The organism is Streptomyces sp. AF1A (assembly GCF_047340315.1).
Taxonomy (GTDB): Bacteria; Actinomycetota; Actinomycetes; order Streptomycetales; family Streptomycetaceae; genus Streptomyces.
The window spans coordinates 1-20,843 of record NZ_JBLEBI010000063.1 but is presented as its reverse complement, the minus strand read 5'-3'; the positions used below and the strand labels follow the sequence as shown (position 1 = coordinate 20,843).

At 71.1% G+C, this 20,843-nt stretch carries 18 protein-coding genes, 1 other RNA gene and 2 pseudogenes; 14 read left to right on the top strand and 7 right to left on the bottom strand.

All coding sequences use genetic code 11. From position 1 onward, the window contains the following. Nucleotides 1-25: 25 nt before the first annotated feature. A complete protein-coding gene (locus tag ACLU3S_RS18805) occupies nucleotides 26-1,564 on the bottom strand; it encodes an FAD-dependent monooxygenase (RefSeq protein ID WP_413953049.1) in 1,539 nt (512 codons plus the stop codon). Between the two features lie 47 nt (nucleotides 1,565-1,611). Between ACLU3S_RS18805 and ACLU3S_RS18800 the strand changes: the two genes are divergently transcribed. The 7 genes and pseudogenes from ACLU3S_RS18800 (at nucleotide 1,612) to ACLU3S_RS18770 (ending at nucleotide 6,514) form a co-directional block, all read left to right on the top strand. Beyond that, nucleotides 1,612-2,238 (top strand): TetR/AcrR family transcriptional regulator, encoded by a 627-nt coding sequence (locus ACLU3S_RS18800; RefSeq protein ID WP_413953048.1) that lies wholly within the window; start codon nucleotides 1,612-1,614, stop codon nucleotides 2,236-2,238. 354 nt (nucleotides 2,239-2,592) lie between these two features. Next, a complete protein-coding gene (locus ACLU3S_RS18795) occupies nucleotides 2,593-3,414 on the top strand; it encodes an AraC family transcriptional regulator (RefSeq protein ID WP_413953047.1) in 822 nt (273 codons plus the stop codon). 22 nt (nucleotides 3,415-3,436) lie between these two features. Beyond that, nucleotides 3,437-4,216 (top strand): annotated as a pseudogene (locus ACLU3S_RS18790) (DMT family transporter); the annotation flags it as partial. Nucleotides 4,217-4,340: 124 nt separating this feature from the next. Then, an RNA gene (gene rnpB, locus ACLU3S_RS18785) (RNase P RNA component class A) lies at nucleotides 4,341-4,743 on the top strand. A 168-nt stretch (nucleotides 4,744-4,911) separates the two neighbouring features. Beyond that, entirely contained in the window at nucleotides 4,912-5,121 is a 210-nt protein-coding gene (locus tag ACLU3S_RS18780; RefSeq protein ID WP_413953046.1) for a hypothetical protein, read from the top strand. Nucleotides 5,122-5,240: 119 nt separating this feature from the next. After that, nucleotides 5,241-6,029: pseudogene (locus ACLU3S_RS18775) on the top strand (IS3 family transposase); the annotation flags it as partial. 302 nt (nucleotides 6,030-6,331) lie between these two features. After that, nucleotides 6,332-6,514, top strand: coding sequence for a hypothetical protein (locus tag ACLU3S_RS18770; protein WP_413953045.1), 183 nt, complete (start codon nucleotides 6,332-6,334; stop codon nucleotides 6,512-6,514). Between the two features lie 322 nt (nucleotides 6,515-6,836). Here the strand turns inward: ACLU3S_RS18770 and ACLU3S_RS18765 are convergent, their stop codons facing one another. Beyond that, nucleotides 6,837-7,232, bottom strand: a complete 396-nt coding sequence (locus tag ACLU3S_RS18765) for a hypothetical protein (RefSeq protein WP_413953044.1) — start codon at nucleotides 7,230-7,232, stop codon at nucleotides 6,837-6,839. A 71-nt stretch (nucleotides 7,233-7,303) separates the two neighbouring features. Next, entirely contained in the window at nucleotides 7,304-7,801 is a 498-nt protein-coding gene (locus tag ACLU3S_RS18760; protein WP_413953043.1) for a hypothetical protein, read from the bottom strand. Nucleotides 7,802-7,845: 44 nt separating this feature from the next. Between ACLU3S_RS18760 and ACLU3S_RS18755 the strand changes: the two genes are divergently transcribed. The 5 genes from ACLU3S_RS18755 to mycP all read left to right on the top strand — a co-directional run bounded on the left by ACLU3S_RS18755 (nucleotide 7,846) and on the right by mycP (nucleotide 12,735). Then, nucleotides 7,846-8,283: a hypothetical protein gene (locus tag ACLU3S_RS18755; RefSeq protein WP_413953042.1), complete on the top strand. Its 438-nt coding sequence runs from the start codon at nucleotides 7,846-7,848 to the stop codon at nucleotides 8,281-8,283. After that, nucleotides 8,280-8,666, top strand: a complete 387-nt coding sequence (locus tag ACLU3S_RS18750; protein ID WP_413953041.1) for a hypothetical protein — start codon at nucleotides 8,280-8,282, stop codon at nucleotides 8,664-8,666. Before ACLU3S_RS18755 ends, ACLU3S_RS18750 begins: the two co-directional genes overlap by 4 nt. Nucleotides 8,667-8,729: 63 nt before the next feature. Continuing rightward, nucleotides 8,730-8,936, top strand: coding sequence for a hypothetical protein (locus tag ACLU3S_RS18745; RefSeq protein WP_413953040.1), 207 nt, complete (start codon nucleotides 8,730-8,732; stop codon nucleotides 8,934-8,936). 176 nt (nucleotides 8,937-9,112) lie between these two features. Then, nucleotides 9,113-9,661, top strand: coding sequence for a hypothetical protein (locus ACLU3S_RS18740; protein WP_413953039.1), 549 nt, complete (start codon nucleotides 9,113-9,115; stop codon nucleotides 9,659-9,661). Between the two features lie 1,838 nt (nucleotides 9,662-11,499). Further along, entirely contained in the window at nucleotides 11,500-12,735 is a 1,236-nt protein-coding gene (gene mycP, locus ACLU3S_RS18735; protein ID WP_413953038.1) for a type VII secretion-associated serine protease mycosin, read from the top strand. A 6-nt stretch (nucleotides 12,736-12,741) separates the two neighbouring features. Here mycP and putP read toward each other — a convergent pair whose 3' ends face one another. The 3 genes from putP to ACLU3S_RS18720 all read right to left on the bottom strand — a co-directional run bounded on the left by putP (nucleotide 12,742) and on the right by ACLU3S_RS18720 (nucleotide 17,802). Further along, entirely contained in the window at nucleotides 12,742-16,323 is a 3,582-nt protein-coding gene (gene putP / locus ACLU3S_RS18730) for a sodium/proline symporter PutP (protein WP_413953037.1), read from the bottom strand. 481 nt (nucleotides 16,324-16,804) lie between these two features. Beyond that, nucleotides 16,805-17,146, bottom strand: a complete 342-nt coding sequence (locus ACLU3S_RS18725) for a MazG-like family protein (protein WP_413953036.1) — start codon at nucleotides 17,144-17,146, stop codon at nucleotides 16,805-16,807. Nucleotides 17,147-17,256: 110 nt separating this feature from the next. Beyond that, on the bottom strand, nucleotides 17,257-17,802 hold the full coding sequence (locus ACLU3S_RS18720; protein ID WP_413953062.1) for a DoxX family protein: 546 nt from the start codon (nucleotides 17,800-17,802) through the stop codon (nucleotides 17,257-17,259). A gap of 137 nt (nucleotides 17,803-17,939) precedes the next feature. Between ACLU3S_RS18720 and ACLU3S_RS18715 the strand changes: the two genes are divergently transcribed. Together ACLU3S_RS18715 and ACLU3S_RS18710 are read left to right on the top strand one after the other, a co-directional pair. Then, nucleotides 17,940-18,266: a nuclear transport factor 2 family protein gene (locus ACLU3S_RS18715; RefSeq protein WP_413953035.1), complete on the top strand. Its 327-nt coding sequence runs from the start codon at nucleotides 17,940-17,942 to the stop codon at nucleotides 18,264-18,266. 324 nt (nucleotides 18,267-18,590) lie between these two features. Then, nucleotides 18,591-19,817: a D-alanyl-D-alanine carboxypeptidase family protein gene (locus ACLU3S_RS18710; RefSeq protein WP_413953034.1), complete on the top strand. Its 1,227-nt coding sequence runs from the start codon at nucleotides 18,591-18,593 to the stop codon at nucleotides 19,815-19,817. A gap of 220 nt (nucleotides 19,818-20,037) precedes the next feature. Here ACLU3S_RS18710 and ACLU3S_RS18705 read toward each other — a convergent pair whose 3' ends face one another. Further along, nucleotides 20,038-20,796 carry an SDR family oxidoreductase gene (locus tag ACLU3S_RS18705; RefSeq protein ID WP_413953033.1) on the bottom strand — a complete coding sequence of 253 codons (759 nt, stop codon included), beginning with the start codon at nucleotides 20,794-20,796 and terminating at the stop codon, nucleotides 20,038-20,040. Nucleotides 20,797-20,843 lie beyond the last annotated feature (47 nt).

Sequence of the window (20,843 nt, the reverse complement as noted above, 5' to 3'; positions counted from 1 at the left end):
CGGGCACCCGTGAGTTGATGTTGCGTCAGGACTGGCCGGTTCCCGCTCCCGGCGCACCGAGCCAGCGCTCCAGGGCCTCCGGGAGCCCCTTTTCGCCCTCGGTGTCGGCGGCCCAGGCGACGAAGCCGTCCGGTCGCACGAAGAGCCCCGCGAGGTTCGGCCTGCCCGGACAGGCGGCCGTGACGACGTCCAGCCGGTCGGCGTACCCCTCGGCGTGGGCCCGCAGTTCGAGGTCGTCGGCGAGGTCGAGCAGCAGGGCACGGCCGGTCCGCAGACAATCGCCGAGCCGGGTGCCGTCGGCGAGCTCCAGGTCGGGGGCGCTGGCGCCGGTCAGCGGGTGGTCGCCGGGCAGGTCGTACCGCTGCCAGACGCCGGAGATCCTGGTGACCAGGTAGGTGGTGCCCTCGGTGGTGAGCGCCAGGTCGGTGACCACCTTGCGCAGGGCGCGGGCGTGCCGGTCGGGGCGCATCACCGCGACCTGGGCGCGGGTCCAGTCGAGCACCCAGGCGCCGATCGGGTGCCGTTCGGCGGTGTAGGTGTCCAGCAGCGATTCGCACGCCCGGCCCCGGACGACGGCGGCCAGCTTCCAGCCGAGGTTCATGGCGTCCCCGATGCCGAGGTTGAGGCCCTGGCCGCCGAACGGTGAGTGCACGTGCGCCGCGTCGCCCGCGAGCAGCACCCGGCCCCTGCGGTACTCCGTGGCCTGACGGGCGTTGTCCGTGTACCGGGTCGCCGAGAGCAGCTTGGTGATGGTGACCTCCGGCACGCCCGATACCCGGCGCAGGCTTTCCTGCAGCTCCTCGGCCGTGACGGGTGCCGAGCGGTCGGCCGGCGGTCCGTCGAACTCCACGCTGATGATCCGCCCGGGGAAGGGCCCGTGGACGTAGGTGCCGGTCTCGGTCGTGTTCCAGCCCTCCTTCAGCCGCTCGGCGCCGGTCATCTCCGCGATCGCCTGGTAGCCGGTGATCTCCGGGTCGGTGCCGGGGAAGTCGAAGCCGGCCAGCTTGCGGACCGTGCTGCGGCCGCCGTCGCAGCCCACGAGCCAGCCCGCGCGGATCGTGCCCGCGGTGGTGCGCACGGCCACGCCGTCGCCGGTCGCGTCGAATCCGGTCAGCTCCACGCCCCGGCGCACCTCGGCCCCGAGCCGCTCGGCGCGCCGGGCCAGAATGCGCTCCAACTCGGCCTGCGGCACGCCGAGTCCGGCGTCGGCGGCCGGGCCGACGTCCGCCCAGACGGGGTCGGAGCCGTCGAACAGGTCCGGGTCCATCATGATCCCGGCGAAGTGCCCGGCGAACTTCGGTGGCAGCTTGGTGTCTCCCTTGAAGGCGCGCATGCGTGCGCGCGCCGCCTCCCACACCGCCGACAGCTCCGGCAGCAGTCCGCGCCGGTAGAAGGCCACCGCGCTCGGGATGTTGATCGCGCCCGCCTTGACCGTCTCGTCCACCTCGGTCAGCCGCTCCACCACCAGCACCCGGGCCCCGCCCAGGCGCAGCTCGCAGGCGAGGAACAGGCCCACGGGGCCGCCGCCGGCCACCACCACGTCGTACTCGGTCGTCGTCATCATGGGCCTAACTGTAGTCACTAAAAGTTTTTGGTGGCTATAGTTTTCCCATGAGCAAAGAACCGGACGAGGAGCTTCCGCTGAGGGAGCGAAAGAAGCGAGCCACGCGGCAGCGGATCTCCGACATCGCCACCGGACTGTTCCGGGAGCGCGGCTTCGACGCGGTGACGGTCGCCGAGGTCGCCCGGGCCGCGGGCGTCTCCGCGATGACGGTCTTCAACTACTTTCCGCGCAAGGAGGACCTGTTCCTCGACCGCATCCCGCAGGCCGCAGAACTCTTCGCGGCGGCCGTGCGCGACCGCGCCGCCGGCGAGCCCCCGCTGACCGCCCTGCGCCGCCTCGCCCTGCGGCTCCTGGACGAGCGGCACCCGCTGAGCGGCGTGGGGGAGACCTACGCCCCCTTCTGGCGGATCGTCGCCGACTCGCCGGCCCTGCGCGCCCGCGCCCGCGAGGGCGTCGAGGAGGTGGAGGCGGTCCTGGCCGCCGCCCTCGCCGAGGCCGGCGCCGCCGACCCGCCCCTGCTGGCGGCCCTGACGATCGCCGCGTACCGCACGGTCTACGTCGCCTCCGCACTCCGGCTCCTCGCCGGCGACCCGGTGGACGAGGTCGCACGAGATCACCGGGCACGGCTGAAGTCGGCGTTCGCGGCGCTGGAGCGTACGGGCCTGGACTGCTGACGCCGTCGTGGGTCGGCTGGCCAGGCTGTGGGGTGAGGGGCCGCGGCGGAGGCACCGGGCCCGGCTGCAGTCGGCGTTCGCGGCGCTGGAGCGTACGGGCCTGGACTGCTGACGCCGTCGTGGGTCGGCTGGCCAGGCTGTGGGGTGAGGGGCCGCGGCGGAGGCACCGGGCCCGGCTGCAGTCGGCGTTCGCGGCACGGAGTACACGGGCCCGGACCGCTTACGCCGTTGCAGGTCACGCAGGGCATGCTTGCTGGGAGCCCCCCGCGTGGAGTGACGCCGGTCGGGGCGCGGCATGGAACGGGGCCGGAAGGCGTTACAGGTTGCCGAGGGTTGGTGCGAGGGGGGCTTGCGATGGCGGAACAGGCGCTGTGGACGCGCGCCCGGCTGGGCCGGGGCGGGCCCCCGCTGGACCTTCTGACGGCGAACTTCCGCCGGCACACCTACGCCCCGCACGCCCACGACGAGTACACGATCGGCGTCTGCGTCGGCGGCACCGAGGTGATCGACTACCGGGGCGGTCACATCCGCACCGGCCCCGGCACGATCGTCGTGCTCGACCCCGGCGAGATGCACACCGGCGGCCCCGGCAACGCCACCGACGGCTACGCCTACCGCGCCCTGTACGCCGAGCCGTCCCTCCTGACCGACGGCACCCTCGGCGGCCTCCCGCACTTTCGCGAGCCGCTCCTCGACGACCCCGAGCTGGCCGCCGCCCTGCGCCTCGCCCACACCGAACTCAGCGCCTGCCCCGACCCCCTCGAGGCCGAGTCCCGCATCCCCTGGCTGCTGACGGCCCTGGCCTGCCGGCACTCCACGGCCCGGCCGGTCCGCGACCGCATCCCCGGCGCGGGCGCCATCGCCCTGACGGTCCGCGACCGCCTCGCCGACGAACTCACCGACCCGCCGTCCCTCGCCCTCCTCGCCGCCGACCTGGGCCTGTCCCGCTACCAGCTCCTGCGGGCCTTCCGTACGACGATGGGGATACCGCCGTACGCCTGGCTCGCCCAGTACCGGGTGAACAGGGCGCGGACGCTGCTGGCGGCCGGTCTGCGCCCGGCGGAGGTGGCAGGGCTGGTGGGCTTCGCCGACCAGGCGCACCTGACGCGCTGGTTCCGCAGGGTGCTCGGGGTGACCCCGGCGGCGTACCGCAACAGCGTTCAAGACTCCCCCTGAGGGCGCGGCCGAAACTCGCCGTATGACTGCACGCGGCTGGTTTCTGTTCTCCCTGATGGGAGTGGTCTGGGGCATCCCGTATCTGCTGATCAAGGTGGCGGTGGCCGAGGTGTCCCCGCCGGTGCTGGTGTTCGCGCGCTGCGCGCTCGGTGCGGCCCTGCTGCTGCCGTTCGCCCTCCGCCAGGGCGGCCTGCTCACCACCGTCCGCACCCACTGGCGCCCCATGCTCGCCTTCGCGTGCCTGGAGATCATGATCCCCTGGCTGACGCTGACCGACGCCGAACGGCACCTGTCCAGCTCGACGTCGGGCCTGCTGATCGCGGGCGTACCGATCGTGGGCGTGCTCGCCACCCGCCTCCTCGGCGACGCCGAACACCTCGGCGCCCGCCGCCTGACCGGCCTCGCCCTGGGAATGGCCGGCGTGACGGTCCTGACCCTCCCGCACCTCACCGGCGGCGACGCCCGCTCCCTCGCCGAGGTCCTGCTGACGGTCCTCGGCTACGCCACGGCCCCACTGATAGCCGCACGCCGCCTCAAGGACGTCCCGTCCCTGCACCTGACGGCGCCCTGCCTGGCCCTGGCGGCCCTGGTGTACGCCCCCGCGGCAGCCCTCACCCTCCCGTCCTCCGTGCCCTCGGCGTCCGTGCTGGCGGCCCTGGCCGGCCTGGGGCTGCTGTGCACGGCGCTGGCCTTCGTCGCCTTCCTCGAACTGATCAAGGAGGCCGGCCCGACGCGCGCGACGGTGATCACGTACGTCAACCCCGCCGTGGCCGTGGCGGCGGGAGCCGTCTTCCTGAACGAGCCGCTGACCACCACCGTCCTGGCCGCGTTCGCCCTCATCCTGGCCGGCTCGGTCCTGGCGACGGCGGCCACGGGCGCCGGTCCGCGCCGCCGCACCCGCCCGGTACCATGGTCCACACGGCAGACGAGCCGGGCGGACGGCCGCGTGGAGTCCCCCTAGGGGGCTTCCCGAGGAACGTCCGGGCTCCACAGGGCAGGGTGGTGGCTAACGGCCACCCGGAGTGATCCGCGGGACAGTGCCACAGAAAACAGACCGCCGGGGATCTCGGTCCTCGGTAAGGGTGAAACGGTGGTGTAAGAGACCACCAGTGCCCAGGGTGACCTGGGCAGCTAGGTAAACCCCACCCGGAGCAAGGTCAAAAGGAAACACTCCGGTGTTTCTGCGCGGACGTTCGAGGGCTGCCCGCCCGAGTCCGCGGGTAGACCGCACGAGGCCGGCGGCAACGTCGGCCCTAGATGGATGGCCGTCGCCCGGCGCTCCGCGAGGAGCACCGGGAACAGAACCCGGCGTACAGCCCGACTCGTCTGCCGCTCCCTGTTTTCGCAGGTCAGGCACCGTTTCCTCGGTGCGGACAGATCGGCCGGGTCGAATCGGGGTCGAAGCGCGTCACGATGCCTGGACGGCAGCACCCTCTACCAGGCGACGAACGCCCTGGTCAGGGCGGACGGACGCCGACGGGGACGCTGCACAGCTGGGTGTCGCGGGCCAAGCGCAACGGCTCGCCGTCGTCGGACACGCCCGTCCAGGCGTCGGCGGGGGCAGGCTCGGGTGGCCGGTTGCGGGAGGGTGAGCGGGCCGAGCTGGAGCGGCTGCGGGCCGAGGCCCGGGAGAAGGACAAGCGCATCCGCGAGCTGGAGATGGAGCGTGATGTGTGCAAGCGATTCGTGGCCTTGTGGGTGAAGTAGCTGACGCGGACCCGGCCGTGGCGGTCAGGGTGATCAGCAGCTGCAAGGCCGAGCAGAAGATTCCGCACCGCATCGGCTGCCGGGCACTGGGCGTGTCCGAGTCCTAGTTCTACAAGTGGCGCGATCGTGAACCGACCGCGCGGGAGGTGCGCCGGCAGCGCCTGGCGGAGGAGATCGAGGAGGTCTTCCACCGGTCCGGGGGCACCTACGGCTCGCCGAAGGTGTTCATCGAGCTGGTCCGGCGCGGCTGGCGGGTCTCGGTGAACACGGTCGCGAAGCTGATGGCCGAGCTGGGTCTGGCCGGACGCGAGATCCGGCGTCGCCGGTCGCTGACGAAGCCGGGCAAGCGGCCCGCAGCCCCGGACTTCGTGGGCCGGGACTTCACCGCCGAGGAGCCCGACCTCGTCTGGGCGGGCGATATGACGGAGATCGACACGGGCGAGGGCAAGCTCTACCTGGCCACCGTCATTGATCTGTTCTCCCGTCGTCTGCTCGGTTACGCGATGGCCGACCGGCACGACGCGGAACTCGTGATGGCCTCACTCAACATGGCCGCGGCCACCCGCGGCGGTGACGTCCGCGGCGTGATCATGCATACGGACAGGGGCAGCGAGTACACCTCGCGGCGCTTCAAGCGAGCCTGCCGCCGACTCGGCATCGTGCAGTCCATGGGCCGGGTTGGATCTTGTTTCGACAACGCCGTGAGCGAGGCGTTCAACAGCATCGTCAAGGACGAGTACGTCCACCGGCACACCTTCCACACCCGCACCGAGGCCCGGATCAGGATCGCCACCTGGATCACCAACTTCTACAACGCCAGGCGGCTACACAGCGTGTGCGGGTTCAGAAGCCCGATCGACTACGAACGTGACTACCGGGCCACCCTCGCCGAGGGACTGGCCGCATAGATCGTCTCCACGGTTCGAGGGGATTGACATAGTGAGCGTTTCCCACCTGTTGCCCGCCTCAGGCAGTTGCGCTGACAACGACGTGAAGCCCCTGGTGGACGGGTTTTCGACCAAGAGAACCAGTCTCCACCAGAGGCTTGACGTGCTCGCCTACCCCCCGGGCGTCGACGTGTCCAGTTCTGCCCCGCGCCTCCTCGCCCAGCAGTTGCGGCGGCATTGCCGAGATACGGTGCCCTTGGCGGCGTCTGAGCTCGGACCGCCAGGCCCTGCTCGCGCTCGCCCATCCGGGTGTCGGTCAACGTATGCCCAGCAAGGCCACCGGACGACCCAAGATCGTGATGGCCGGCCTGTGGACCGACGATGCGCGCGATATGGACGATGCGGTGGGCGGCGAACCAGGCTTTCGCCCTGTGCATGAACTGCATTGCCGCTGCGACCGCGGCGACCTGCCCAGGAGACAGCGCAACTTTGACACGAGGGGGTGACGTCCGTGAACGATCCGCGCCACGATGTTGGGAGGGAGCGGGACGTCCCCGTCCGGGATGTAAGGCAAGGGCTGGCCCATGCACGGGGCCGCTCGGCGCCTCGGCAGTCGGCTCGGCGGTGGTCTGCGCCACTTCGGATACTGCCTCGGTCCGGTCGTGTGCCGATGCCTCGGTGGGAACGGAGGAAGGAGCGGGCTGACCCCGCGCCTCGCCCGCAGGGGGACGGCCTTCGTCCTGGGCGGCGGCCTCTTGGGCTGGCCGACATGCTCCCTGCGCAGGGCGGCAAGCGAGTGGCCCGCGGCCCCCTCACAGCAGCCGCCGATCAGAGCTTGAGGACTCCCCGCCAGGTCCATCCGGCGCCGAGGACGGCGTTCTGCAGGGGGTCTGTCATCTCCCGTGTGTCGAAGCGGAAAGTCTCGACCTTGTGCTGGCGGCCGTCCGGGCCCTGCTTCATCTCCCACTGCCGGAACACCGCTGGCGCGTGCCCCCGCCCGTACTGTGCATCGGCCTGACCAGACGAACGGTTTTCCCACCGTTCGGCGAGGAAGCGCACTTCCCGCTTCTTAGGGACCAAGCGCATCCTCGTCTTGAGCCTCACGCCCACCCGCCGGATCTCACACTCCGCCACCAGGTCGGATTTTTCGTCAGGCGAAGCATTGCGTACGCGGTACAGCACGTCCGGCCCGTTGAGCGCGAACAGCGCGGCCCGTACCTCCATGGCCGACAGGGGTGCGACACTGTTGTCGGGGCGCTTGGTACCGGTCAGTCTGTCCCAGAGACGCCCCATCGCTAGGCCCCCGCCCTGGTGTCCGGGCGAACCGCGCGGACGAAGTCCTGAAAGTCCCCCAGGACAGCGTCGTGCTGGGCCGCGGAGGCCGTCAGAGCAAGTCGGATCACGGCATGCTTATGTACATCCTCAAGGTCCGGCAGGGACAAGTACACCTGTGACTGGACGAGGTCGCGGCGCACGCCGTCGACAACGGCGGAGAAGGTCAGCCGTTGGGTCAGAGCGGGCGCTTCGGCTGTCCCGACCTCACGGCGGTGTGCCACGATCACTGAGTCGGCTACCTTCCGCAGGCGCTCCGCCGACTCGCCGGCAAGGTCAGTCAACGTCTGGGCGCCCGCCACCGCTTCGCCATCGATGGTGATGTTGGCGGCGAACCCTGCATCCGGCTGAGGATGCACCGCGGCGAAGGCCACGTCCGCGGAGTCGACTCCTTCCGAACGCGCCGGCAGCCAGCCTTCCGGCAACCGGAACTCGATGGGCGTCGGCAGTGTCGTGGGCATTTCAGCCCTCCTTCCAGGACGGTGGGTCAAAGCCAGTGGGTCCAGTGAGTGACGCCCTCCTTGACGGTATCGATGCCGTCGCCGAGCTCGTCAGCGGCGTCGCCCAGCGCGTCGGCCGCAGCGTCCGCAGTCTGGCTCAGCTGGTGCGGCGCAGGGCACAGTCGTGCGCAGGCAAGACCCGTAGGGTCGTGGGCATGACCGACGAGCAGCAGCAGGAGCGGGCCGTGGCGGGCGCCTGGGCGAGGATCGAGGCGTGGCCGCGGCAGCACGCTCCACGCTCCTACCGCACGCTTCCCCCGCCGGCTCCGGAGGCCGACATCCGCGAGCTCGAACAGGAACTGGACCTCGCCGTCCCACCGGGTCTCAAAGCTTTCTACCGTCTCCGCAACGGCACCGGTCACCCCGCTGACTTCGGCTGGACGCCCGAACCGAGACGGGGCTTCCTCCGCAAGGACAGGGAACGGCGTGGCTGTTGCCGATGAAGCACGCGATCCCTCCCGTGCAGCATCTGCCGACCTGGGACGAGAGCCCGCACACCATCGGCATGCCGTCCGACCCCGCGCTGCGGTATCTCGCCTTCGCCGCGACCGACCGCAGTGGTCTTCACGGACTGTTCGCCGACTGCACGCCGGGTCCGGGCTACGGGCGGATCGGGACCTTCGAGGAGGCCGGCATCCCCGCACTGGGCGTGTGGCCGTCGTTCACCGACTACCTCATCGAGGTCGCCGACGCCCTGCACGAGAACCGCGCCGTGGAGTACGCGGACGGCCGCCGGGACACGATGGTCCCCAGCCTCGTCGATCAGGCCCTGGTGTGGAACGGCCCCGTCCATCCGCTGGACCCGGACTGGACCCGCTTCGCATAGCGCTGTGGCCGGAACGGCCTGGGGTGCGTCGGGGGGCGTTCCGGCCACGGGATCGGTCCCGGCATGCCGCCGCTCTCCCGGGTACAGGTTGAGATCGTCAAGGCCAAGCCGGCTGAGCACGACCTGCCGATCTCGACCTGGAACCTGGCCAGGCTGGCCGACTTCCTGGTCGGTGAGGGGATGGTCGACAACATTAGCCAGGGGGCCCCGATCGGAGGGCCAGGTGTGTCATGCGCCGGCCCGGCCGCCCGGACTGCGGGGCGGCTGTGACGTATTGCATGGTCACTTTCCGGCCAGCCGTGCTCTGATGCGGCGCCATGGTGCCGTGATCAGGCAAGGCCACGACTATCGTGCTTGGGTGCTTCTGTTACGGATGGCGGTGGCAGGAGCGTCGGAAGTGAGCGGCCGAAGACGCTGCAGGGGCTGACCACACGGGGGAGGACTCGATGGCCGACAAGACGGGGGATCCGCAGGCGACTGCGGCTGCGCTGGAGGCGGCGGCCGGCGCACTGGCCGCGTCCGGCATTGGCTCGATCGCAGGTGTCGGTGCCGTCATGGCCCAGGAACTGCGAGTCGAGGCCGAAACTCTGACTACCTTCAAGAACCGGGTGAACGACCTCTTGACTCGGCTGGAGAAGTCGAAGGCTGCCCCGCACAGGATCGCGGACGGCACCCTGCCGAGCGGGCGGTTGGGCGACTTCGACGAAGCCCATGCACTCCACGGAGCCTACAACCAGGTGCATTCCCAACTGGAGCGCCTTTCCAAGATGCTGGCGCTGCAGATCGAAGGGCTGATGGTCACCGTCGACGCGTCGAAGAGCAACTATCACAATCTCGACGCCGACGTTCGCGAGCGTCTGCATCGCATCCGTGTCGAGGCCGACAAGTTGGCTGTCGGTCAGTCCCGCGCGGGGACGAAGGGACATGCAAGCGAAGCGGACAGGGCCGACAGCGGTCATGGGACAGCGTCGGATGCGCAGGCAGGTGGGCTGTGATGTCCGTGGTGACGGTGGATTACGACTCGATGGTCTCGACGGGGAAGGCGGTGGGGCTTTGTGTCTGACTTTGCCGGCCGTATGTGGGAGGCGGTCAGGCAGGAGCGGTTCCTGCTCCAGGATCCCGAGCAGCTGTGGGCGATGGTCGAGTCGGCCGACGGACCGACGGCCAGTGGCCTTGGTGAGCTGCTGAAGGAGGCCGCCAAGACCATCAAGGAGATCGGTGGGGATCTGCTCACCCACAGCATGGCGGTGGAGTGGGACGGAGCAGGTGGCGAGGCGTTCCGGACCTGGTGTCACCAAGCGGCGCTGACCACGGTGAGTCTGGGGGAGTACAGCGAGAACGCGGGCAAGTGGCTGGGCCATGCGGCGGACACGCTGCACGAGGTCAAGCCGCAGCTGGAAGCGCTGAAGAAGCAGAGTGCCGGCGCGCGCTCGGTGCTTGACGCGTATGCGGCGAAGGCCACGGATGTCGGCAGCCACGAGGGCGGTCCCTCGGACTCGGCGGTGTCGAAGGCCAAGACGCAGTACGCCAACACGCGTGCCGAGGCGGGTGGGTTGATGATGAAGCTCGCCCAGTCGTACACGGCGTCGACGGAGCAGATCAGCGCGCTGGAGGCACCGAAGTTTCCGGAGTTGCCGGAGCGGTTCGTGCCGGATCGGTTCGGTGGGGAAACCTACATTTCCGTCCCGACTGACGGGGGGAAGGGGACTTACTCCGGGACGCCTGCGCGAGCAGAGGCGCCAGTACGACAGGCAACCGTCCACTCCGAGGTGAGCGGGACGGATTCTGTGCCGAGCGTGTCCCCGCCGCACCATTCAACAGATCTGGCCGGAGCGTCGGATGTGCCACTGCCGCGACACCACGTCGATGCTGCCAACACGGTCATCGACAGCACGGACACCGTGCCGTCTCCGCCGGTGGTTCCCACCTCCCCGTCGGCGCCGCCTGTCGGGCCGGGGGTTGGGCCAGACGTTCGGACGCCGTCGGTGGCGCCTGGGCCGCTCCCGCCGGTGTTCGGGACCGGAACGACCGTTCCGCCCGGTGTCCGAGCAGGAGGCGAGCGTCCTGTATCCGAAGGACGAAGTCCCCTGACCGCGCCATCCGGACCGGGTGCACCTACGAGCCCGCGTGTCCCGGGACGGGGATTCTCCGGCCCCTATGGCCCTGCTGCGACCGGCGAACAGACCGGCGCCGGGCCAGGACGGATCGGCTCACCCTCGGCCAGGAGCGCCAGTGGCATCACGGGCGGTCGTCCCGCAGCCCCCACGACGGGACGGGCTGCCAGTGCGATTCCGCGTGGCAACGTCATCGGCGGCACTCCGAACGAGCAGCGAGCTCCCAGCGGCCGCGCAGCCGGGCTGAGAAGCCGTGCGGTGGGGACGCCGGCCTGCGGCGACGACCGCGCCGCCAACCGGGAAGCGTCGGCGAGAGGAGGGCGCATGCCCGCCTCATCCAACGGCATCGTCGGGGGACAACCCGGACCCTCCCGGGACCGCAAGCGGGCAGGAGCGACCTCGCGAGGTGTCCGACCGGCGAGCGAAGCGACCGCAAGCGAGCGGCAGGAAAAGCGAGGTGGACCATCCCGGGGTGCCTCCACTCCTGTCCCCGAGGGTGATGACCGCTCAGCCCGCGACAGGCGCGCTCGCGGTCGCGAGACCGACCGGGCGGAGGACGGGGAGCACCAGGCCGAGGAGAAGAGGAACCGACCGCTTCCGCCGCCTCTGCCCCAAGGGCCCGATGGAGACCTAGGACGAGAAGGATGACCATGCGTAGCCGCAGCGAGCGGGCCAGATGGCGCAGCCGAGCCGTGTCCGCAGCCGCGGGGGCCTTGTTGGTGAGTATTGCCGTCACTCCCGCGCACGCTGACACCGTCCGCGAGCGGCAGTGGTTCCTCGATGCCATGCACGCCGACGAGATGTGGAAGACCAGTACGGGCAAGGGCATCACCGTGGCTGTGATCGATACCGGTGTCCAGGCCGACCTTCCAGATCTTCGTGGCCGGGTCGTGGCCGGCAAGGACTTCTCCAAGCGCGCCGGTGACGAACGCACGGACTACGACGGTCACGGCACCACCATGGCCGTGCTCATCGCCGGCACGGGCGCCAAGGGCACCGCCACGGGCTCGTACGGCCTGGCCCCCGGAGCCAAGATCATGCCGATCCGCACCCCGGGCTTCATCGAGCGCAACCGCACCGACGGCAACCAGGATGACTTTTCCACTGCCACGGCAAAGGCGATCCGGTTCGCGGCCGATTCCCGCGCCCAGATCATCAGCATCTCGGGTGGCAGTGCCGCGAGTTCTCGTGAGCTGACGGACGCCGTCGCCTACGCGTTGTCCAAAGGCAAGCTGGTCTTTGCGGCCGTGGGCAATGACGGCGACGCCCTCAACGAAGTCAATTACCCGGCCGCCACTCCCGGCGTCGTGGGCGTCGCAGCGATCGACAAAAGCGTCAAGGCGACGAAGGAGTCCGAGCACGGCCCCCAGGTCGATCTGGCCGCGCCGGGCAAGGACATCGTCTCCGGCTGCCTCGGCAGCACAGAACTGTGCATTTCACACGGCACCAGCGACGCCACCGCGATCGCCTCCGCCTCCGCCGCCCTGATCTGGTCCAAGCATCCGAACTGGACCAACAACCAGGTGCTGCGGGTCATGCTGAACACCGCGAGCAAGCCGACGAACGGGAAGGATCGCACCGACTACCTGGGCTACGGCGCCGTCCGGCCCCGCATCGCACTCACGCATCCCGGTGACCCCGGTCCGGCGGACGTGTACCCCCTGCCGGACTTCAAGCAAGCGGCGTCCAAGACGGCCAACGGGTCCGGCTCGGCCTCCGCGAAGGACGACAGCAGAACGTCGCCGACGGCGTCCGCATCCACGGGCGGCGGTTCCGCACTGCCATGGGCTCTCGGGGGTGCGGGAGTTGTCGTGGTCGCGGGTGGCGCTCTCGCCGCTGGGGCGGTGCGCAGGCGTCGGCGTACGGCGGCGGTGGGCCAGGCTCACGTGGCCATGCCGCCGGGGTCGGGGCAGGCGCCGTGGTACGGGAACGGCAACCAGGGCGGGAGGCCCTGAGCCGGGCTACCCCACCCCGCCCTCCGGAATGACCTGCTCCGTCCAGATGATCTTGCCGGTCTTCGTGTAACGCGTGCCCCACCGGCGGGCCATCTGGGCGACGATCAGCAGGCCGCGTCCCCCCTCGTCGGTGGTGCGCGCGTGGCGCAGGCGGGGGGAGGTGCTGCTGGCGTCGGAGACCTCGCAGATCAGGCCCCGGTCCCGGATCAGGCGCAGGCCGACCGGTCCGGTGGCGTGGCGGATCGCGTTGGTCACCAGTTCGCTGACGATGAGTTCCGTGGTGAACGCGAGACCGGGGATGCCCCACTCCGTCAGCGTCTGCACCGTGAGGTCGCGGGCGTGCGCGACGGCGGCCGGATCGCTGGGCAGGTCCCAGGAGGCGACGCGGTCCGGTGCCAGGACGCGGGTCCGGGCGAGGAGCAGGGCCGCGTCGTCGGCGGGCGGGCCCGTCAGGAGGCTGTCGATCACGCGCCGGCCGGTCTCCGCCAGGGTCGGAAGCGGCGCCGCGAGGGCGGCGCCCAGCCGGGAGAGCCCGACGTCGATGTCCCGGTCGACGGACTCGATGAGGCCGTCGGTGTAGAGGGCGATGAGACTGCCGTCCTCCACGTCGGTCTCGATGGACTGGAAGGGGAGGTAGCCGAGGCCCAGCGGTGGTCCGGCGGGCAGGTCCAGAACCTCGGCGGCGCCGTCGGGACCGACGATCATCGGGGGGAGGTGACCGGCCCGGGCCATGCTGCACCGCCTGCTGACCGGGTCGTAGACGGCGTACAGGCAGGTGGCGCCCAGGAAGGCGGTGCCCGTCGCCTCGCCCTCGGCCGGCATCGGGGCGTCGGTGTCGTGCGCCCCCATGAGGCCGATGACCAGGTCGTCCAGGCGGGCCAGCAGTTCGTCGGGGGGGAGGTCGAGGTTGGCGAGCGTGCGCACCGCCACGCGCAGGCGCCCCATGGTCGCCGCCGCGTTGATGCCGTGCCCGGCCACGTCCCCGACGACCAGGGCGACGCGTGCTCCGGAGAGCGGAATGACGTCGAACCAGTCGCCGCCCACGCCGCTCGGGACATCGGCCGGCAGATACCACGAGGCCACGTCCAGGGCGGACCCTCCCGTCAGGTCCTGCGGCAGCAGATAGCGCTGCATGGAGCGGGCGGCGGTGCGCTCGCGGGTGAAGCGGCGTGCGTTGTCGATGCACACCGCCGCGCGGGAGACGAGTTCCTCGGCGAGGCGCACGTCGTCGTCCTCGAAGGGGCCCAGCCGCCCTGACCGGGCGAACGTCGCCACCCCGAGGGTGACCCCGCGCGCCCGCACGGGGACCACCATCACCGAGCGCAGGTCGTAGTCCAGGAGCGAGGCCCCGAGGGTCTGGTCCACGGTCACCCAGGGGCTGTTGGTCTGGTCCAGGACCCGTTCGACCAGGGTCCTGCTCTCCAGCAGGCACCGGGTCACGGGCGACTCGGGGGCACGCCGGACCGTCTCCCCCACGGCCAGGGACGCCTCGGGGCAGCCCTCACGCACCGACTGCTGGGCCGCTCGGCGGATGACGGGCGACATCCCGACCGGCCCGGGCGCCGGCTCCTCGCCCCTCATGACCGAGTCCAGCAGGTCGACGGCGACGAAGTCGGCGACGGCGGGCACCGCGTCGTCGGCCAGTTCCTGCGCGGTGCGCGTCACGTCCAGCGTGCTGCCGATGCGCGCGGCGGCGTCATTGAGCAGGGCCAGGCGCTCCTGCGCCCGCCAGCGCTCGGTGACGTCGATGATCATGTACCAGACGCCCACGATCCGGTCGTGGCGGTCCTTCATCGGGAAGAAGGACGCGGAGATCGCGCGGCCGCGGTCGTGCACCGTGTAGCCGACGCCGCGGAACTCGAAGTCCATCAGCGGCGCGCCGGTCCGGAGAACCTCGCGCATCCTCTCCTCGAAGGCCTCGGCCTCGGCTTGCGGCAGCACCTCCGCCATCCGCCGCCCCAGCCGTCGTTTCAGCGGGAGCCGGCGGTCCAGCGACTCGTTCACCCAGACGTACCGCAGATCCGTGTCCAGGACCGCGATACCGACCGGCGCGTGGCTGAGGAAGGGCATGAGCATCAGCTGGCTCACCCCGCCGCCCGGCATCCGCCAGAAGGCCCGCTTCGGAGGCCGGCCGACGAACCTGCCGAAGACCAGCACGGCGGCCGTGGCGACCACGACACCCGGAAGCATCTCGTAGATTCCCGACCAGAAGGGGCCGAGCAGCGGCTTGACCTCCTTCCACACGAGCACCGTGGCCGCGCCGGACACGATCCCGGCCATGGCCCCCGCCCAGGTCATGCGCGGCCAGTAGAGCGAGAGCAGGACGACCGGGCCGAACGCGGCGCCGAAGCCCGCCCAGGCGTAGCCCACGATGCCGAGCAGCCCGCCGCCCCTGAGCGCGAGCACGAAGGCCACCAGCGTCACGACGACGACGGCGCCGCGTCCCACCCACACCAGCACCCGGTCCGAGGCGCGCCGGTCGAGGAACGCGTGGTAGAAGTCCTCCGTGAGGGCGACGGACGATACGAGGAGCTGGCTGTCGGCGGTCGAGATGATCGCGGCGAGTACGGCGATCAGCATCAGCCCGGCGCCCCATGGACTGAACAGGGTCCGGCTCAGGACGATGTACACCGTCTGCGGGTCATGGAGCGGGGCGCCGGACTGCGCGATGCCCAGCAGCCCGACGAGCGTGGCACCGGCCAGTACGACCACGACCCACCCGGTCTCGATACGGCGGGCCGACGGAACGGCACTGGTGCTCCGGATGCCCATGAAGCGGGCCAGGATGTGCGGCTGCCCGAAGTAGCCGAGACCCCAGGAGAGCAGCGAGATGATCGCGACGGCGCCGAGCGACCCGCCGCCCGACCATCGTCCGTCCGCCAGGTCGACCCTGGCCCCCATGTCCATCAGGCTGGGCGTCCTGCTGTCGAGGATGCCGCGGAGCGCGCCGAAGCCGCCGAGCGTCGCGAGACCGACGACGGGGAGCACGAGCAGGGCGAGGAACATCAGCGTCGCCTGCATGACGTGCGTCAGACTCACCGCCAGGAATCCGCCCAGGCAGGAGTAGACAATGATCACCAGGGCGGTCAGGGCCACGCCGAGCCGGAAGCCGGCACCGAAGATGTGCCCGAACAGCAGTCCGCCGGCCACCAGCCCGCTGGCGACGTAGACGGTGAAGAACACGAGTGTCACCGCCGCCGAGACCATCCGGAGCATCCGGGTCCGGTCCTCGAACCGCTCCTCCAGGTAGGCGGACAGGCTCACCGCGTTCCCGGCGCGCTCGGTGTAGGTGCGCAGCCTCGGGGCGACGAACAACCAGTTGAGGTAGGTGCCGAGCACCAGGCCCACCGCGATCCAGCTGGCGCCGACGCCGGCCGCGTACACCGCTCCGGGGAAGGCGAGGAACAGCCAGCCGGACATGTCGCTGGCTCCCGCGGACAGGGCGGCGACGAACGCGGGGAGCCTGCGCCCGCCCAGGGCGAAGTCGGCGAAGGTGTGCGTACGGCGGGAGGCCCAGACGCCGGTCCCGATCATGACCGCCACATACACGAGGAATGTGGCCACGATCGGCGCACTCAAGTCGGACATACTGCCTCGCCTGCGAGGTTCATGACCACGGGCGCCGCCGTCGGCGCTCGCCGCACAGCTCTCACCCTATTTCTCAAATGTACAGATTCGTCCTGCCCTCGGCTCCGGCGCGCCGCCAGGCGCCCCGATCAATCCCAAGGGCGCGGGGTGGGGCGAGGGCACAGAGTGGGGCGACGGCGCGGGGTGGAGCGAGGGTGCGAGGCACGGTGAGGGTGCTGGTCGGCGCGAGGGTGCGAGGCACGGTGAGGGTGCTGGTCGGCGCGAGGGTGCGAGGCACGGTGAGGGTGCTGGTCGGCGCGAGGGTGCAGGTCGGCGCAGGGTCGCGCGCCGGCCGCGGACCGCCTCCGGCCCGGCGGTGAGCCGGCTCGGCGGTACACCGGGCGGTGGGGGAGCTGCTGGGCCACCACGGCGAGGAGCGGCCGTTGGCCGTCCCGGGGGCCGACCGGGAGCGGCTGACGGTCCGGACGCATTCCTGCCGCGTTCAGCCCGTAGGCCGCAACGGCCGTTCCCGCACCCTCTTCAGGTGCTCCTCGAACACCCCCCGAGCCTCCGGGGTCAGCGTGCGCAGGGCCACCAGCGCCGTGATGGCCACATCGCACAGCTCCGCCTGGACGTCGTCCCAGCTGTGGGTGACGCCCTTGCGGGGGTTCTGGCCGGTCACGCCGATCACTGCCTCCGCGACCTCGCCGACCTCTTCGGAGAGTTTGAGGATGCGAAGGAGGAGGCCCTCCTGGCCGGGGTGGGCGCGGGCCGAGTCGAGACCGGACCAGAGTTCGTCGATAGTGGGCCAGAGGTCCGCGGGGGCAGCGTGGTGATCGGTCATGCACCGCAGCGTGCCATGTGGTCCGGGGAGGCATGGCCACCGGCCGCCTCTCGGCGACTCCTGTACTGTCCCTCGTCGACTCCTCAACTGCTCTGCTCCGGTCTACTGCTCTACTCCTCGAACAGCGTTTCCTGTTGTCCCTCCGTCTGCTCGCGGAGGCGCTTCGCGCGCAGGCCCACGACCACGGTCGCGCCCGCCGCGGCGGCGGCCAGCGCCGCCGGGACCATCCAGCCGCGGTTGAAGACGTCGCCGAGCAGGTGGTCGAGGGAGAGGCGGCCGGGGCCGGCGACGGCGAGGCCGATCGCGGCCAGGCCGAGGCTCGCGGCGTGCTCGTAGCCGCCCTCCTGGGCGAAGAAGCCGTTGGGGGCGTGGACGGCGCACGCCCCTGTCATCCCGCCGGCGGCCGCCGCGCCCGCCGCCGGGGTCGCCAGGCCGAGGGCGAGCAGGGCGCCGCCGCCCGTCTCCGCGAGGCCCGCCATGGTGGCGCTCAGCCTGCCGGGGACGTAGCCGACGGACTCCATGAACTGGCCCGTGCCCTCCAGACCGTGCCCGCCGAACCAGCCGAACAGCTTCTGCGTGCCGTGCGCCGCCAGCACCCCGCCGGTCCCCAGCCGGAGCAGCAGCAGGCCCAGATCACGTCGGTCGTAACAGGTCACGGTGACTCCCATGCGCAAGCAGGCAGACAAGGGGCAGGTGCTCCTCGCGTTTCCACGGTCGCAGGACCCGTGCCCCCGGGCCCGTCATGGGTGGCGTTCGGGTGGCGGGGCCGGGGCGGTGGTGTGAGCCTGACGCCATGACGATTCAGCCAGCCAGACTCAGCGACCCGGCCGTCCGGTCCTTCGTCAACGCCGTCAACTCCCACGACCGCGAAGGGTTCCTGGCCCTGCTCGCGCCCGGCGCGACCATGTCCGACGACGGCTCCGACCGCGATCTCGCCGAGTGGATCGACCGGGAGATCTTCTCCTCCCACGGCCACATGGACGTCGAGAACGAGTCCAGGGGCGGCCGGTGCGTGACCGCCCGGTACAGCAACGACACCTGGGGCGAGATGCGCACCAAGTGGTCCTTCACCGTCGAGGACGACGGGCGGATCTCCCGCTTCGAGACCGGGCAGGCATGAACCGGGCGGACCAGGCGACCGGGTGACGGGGTGAACGGGTGAACGGGTGAACGGGTGACCGGGCGATAGGACAGCGGGATGGCGGGGCGGCGGCACGGCGGGACGGCGTGGTGGGGCGCTGGAGGCGGTGGGCAGGAGGCAGTGAGCAAGGGTTGGACCTCCGGAGGCGCGAACACTTCCGCTCGGTGGCGCGGGCCGAGGCGAACGCGGGGAGGCGCCGGGAAAGCGGGATAACACATCGGATTTTCATAACGTGGCAAATTCCACGTCCATGACAGGCATCCGGGGCGGAGTCCGCTGCTGGGCGCGGTGTACCGTCCCGGGGTGCGTGATTGTTCCCGGCTCAGTCGGCGTGCCGTCCTCGGACTCACGGCCGCCGCCCTTCCCGTGTCCATGGCCACCCCGGCCGCCGCTGCGTCCACCGTCATCGGGGGCGAGCGGCTGGCCCATGGCGGCGTCCAGGTGAGCGGGGCCACCGGACTGCCCAAGAAGCTCACCGCCCGCGCCTGGCTCGTCGCCGACTATGACAGCGGGGAGGTGCTCGCCTCGTTCAACGCGCATCGGCGCCTCGCGCCCGCGTCCACGCTGAAGATGCTGTTCGCGGACACCGTGCTGAAGAAGTTCGACCGCAACGAGCGGTACACCGTCACGGACGCCGACCTCGCCGACATCCCGGCCGGCTCCAGCCTCGTCGGCATCAAGCCCGGCATCACCTACACCGTCGAGCAGTTGTGGCAGGGCGTGTTCCTGCGCTCCGGCAACGACGCCGTGCACGTCCTCGCGCACATGAACGGCGGCATCGGCAAGACGGTCGCCGAGATGCAGGCCAAGGCCGACGACCTCCAGGCCCTCGACACCCATGTGGTCAGCCCCGACGGCTTCGACCACCCGGGACAGCTGTCGTCCGCGTACGACCTCACGCTCTTCGCCCGGCACGGCCTGAAGGACGCCGACTTCCGCGGCTACTGCGGCACGCGCACCGCGAACTTCCCGGCGGGCGGCAAGAAGACCTTCCAGATCCAGAACACCGACCGCCTGCTGACCGGGGCGTGGGGGCTGAAGACGTACGACGGCCTCTTCGGCGTCAAGAACGGCTACACCAGCCACGCCGGCAACACCTTCACCGGCGCTGCCACCCGGGGCGGCCGCACCCTGCTGGTGACCGTCATGCATCCCGCCGAGGGCAGCAACGCCGTCTATGAGCAGACCGCCGCGCTGCTCGACTGGGGCTTCTCGCACGGGCGTTCGGCGCAGGCCGTGGGCGTGCTGGTGCGGCCGGCCAGCGAGGGGGGCGCGGCGGCGAGTCCGGCGCCCGCGCGGAAGAAAACGCAGGCGGCGAGCGGCGCTTCGGGCTCGGCGTCCAAGGGCCCGTCCACCGGGCGGCTGGTGGAGGGCGCGGGCGGTACGGCGGTGCTGCTGGCGGCGGCGACCGCCCTCGTGGTCAAGCGGCGGCGCAGGGCGGCCGCGGCGGCCGCGGAGGATCAGGGGACGGCGGTTCAGGGGGACGAGGGGGAGACGGAGCCCGGCGGCCGGCGCCGGCGCCGGCGCTGAGCTGTGCGGCGGCCGTTCCATCGGCCGGTGCGCACCCCGCGGTCCTGCGCGGGGTCCACCCCCGACTCCGGCCCGTTGGAGCGGCCGCCGCCTTCCCCCCTCGGTGTGGCTGTGGAATCCACGTGCTTCAACTGTGAAGCTCTCGTGGAGGAAAGTTGAGCATAGGGCCTCGATCGGTCGCAATACCGCGGATGTTCAAACTCCGTTTGTGCATGTGGGGTCAGCCGCGCCCGATGTAGGGCATCGCCGTCGCCAGCACCGTTGCGAACTGCACGTTCGCCTCCAGCGGCAGCTCGGTCATGTGACGCACGGTGCGCGCCACGTCGGCCACGTCCATCACCGGTTCCGGCGCCACCTCCCCGTTGGCCTGGAGGGCGCCGGTCTGCATCCGGGCCGTCATGTCGGTCGCGGCGTTGCCGATGTCGATCTGCCCGACCGCGATGCGGTACGGCCGCCCGTCCAGCGAGAGCGACTTGGTCAGGCCGGTCAGCGCGTGCTTGGTCGCGGTGTAGGCGACCGAGAGCGGGCGGGGGGTGTGGGCCGAGATCGAGCCGTTGTTGATGATGCGGCCGCCCTGGGGGTCCTGCTCCTTCATCTGCCGGTACGCCGCCTGCGCGCACAGGAACGCCCCGTTGAGGTTGGTGTCCACCACGTGCCGCCAGGCCTCGTACGGCAGTTCCTCCACGGGGACGCCGCCGGGCCCGAAGGTGCCGGCGTTGTTGAACAGCAGATCCACCCGCCCGAACCGCTGGACGGTCGCCGCGAACAGCGCCGCCACGTCCTCCGGGCGGGACACGTCGGTGCGCACGGCGAGCGAGGCGCCGTCGGGCGCCAGCGCCGCCGTCTCCGCCAGCGGCTCGCTGCGCCGCCCGGCCAACGCCACCGACCAGCCGGCCCGCAGCAACTCCAGGGCGACGGCCCGCCCGACACCGGAACCGGCCCCGGTCACCACCGCGATCTTCGATTGGCTGTCAGTCATGGCACGGCAGCCTAGGCGCCAAGTCCGCCATGCGAAATCAACTGTCC